General features: G+C 66.7%; 1 protein-coding gene. It reads right to left on the reverse strand.

Translation table 11 applies throughout. The features are described 5' to 3' along the window. On the reverse strand, positions 1–1142 hold a 1142-nt coding region (locus KVT45_RS54995), incomplete at its 3' end, for a condensation domain-containing protein (protein ID WP_254648760.1). Position 1143: the final 1 nt, after the last annotated feature.

A 1143-nucleotide genomic window follows, 5' to 3' on the forward strand; every position in this document is an offset into this window, starting at 1 on the left:
CGTTGGACGGTGAGGTCGTGGAGTGTCCAGGGCTGGTCGGTGGCGTTCTGAAGGACGAACATGGCCTGGAACAGGGGTGTGGTGCTCAGGTCTCGTTCGGGTTGGAGGTGCTCGACGAGGCGCTCGAAGGGGATGTCCTGGTGGGCGTAGGCGTCCAGGGCTTGTCTGCGTGTGGTGGCCAGGAGCTGGGTGAAGGTGGGGTCCTCCGACAGGTCCACTCGCAGGACGAGGGTGTTCACGAACATGCCGATGAGCTGGTCGAGTTCGGAGTGCCGGCGGCCGGCGATGGGCGTGCCGACGGCAATGTCGTCCTGGCCGCTGTAGCGGGCGAGCAGGACTTGGAATGCGGCCAGAAGTGTCATGAACAGCGTGGCGCCGTTGCCGCTGGAGAGTGCACGCAACTGGTTCGCCAGTTCTGCGGGGATGGAGAACTCGTGGCGGGCGCCACGTCCCGAACGGCTAGCAGGCCGGGGGGCGTCGGTGGGCAGTCGCAGCGGTTCGATCCCGGTCAGCGTCCGTTCCCAATAGGCGAGTTGCTCCTCCAACACGGGTCCTTGCAGCCATTCGCGCTGGGAGACGGCGAAGTCGGCGTATTGCAGGGGCAGTTCCGGCAGGGAGGGCGCGCTGTTGAGCAGACTCGCCGTATAGAAGGCGTCGAGGTCCCGGGCGAGGACACCGAGGGACCAGCCGTCGGAGACGATGTGGTGTGTGATCAGGGTCAGCTGGTGATCCTCTGGACCGATACGGGCCAGCCACGCCCGGGCGAGGGGTGCCTGGCCCAGGTCGAACGGCACGGCGACCTGAGCCTCCACCGCTTCCCGGACGCGCTCTTCGAGCTCGGCCCTGGGCACATCGGTGAAGTCGTGTACGACCAGGGGTATCGATCCGGTCGGCGCGACCTTCTGCCATGGCCGTCCCTCGACCTCGTGAAAGCTGGTCCGCAAGGCCTCATGCCGCGCCACCAGCGCGTCTAACGCAGTGCAGAGAACATCCACGTCCAAAGCGCCAAGGATTCGCAACGTCACCGGCATCACATACTCGCGCCCACCTGGCGCGAGCCGGTCCAGGAACCACAAACGCTGCTGCGCGAACGACGCCTCGACCCCCGCCACCCCACGCTCAACCCGCCGCAACTGCGGCATC

It is taken from the genome of Streptomyces sp. GbtcB6 (assembly GCF_019091475.1).
GTDB classification, from domain to species: Bacteria; Actinomycetota; Actinomycetes; order Streptomycetales; family Streptomycetaceae; genus Streptomyces; species Streptomyces hyaluromycini.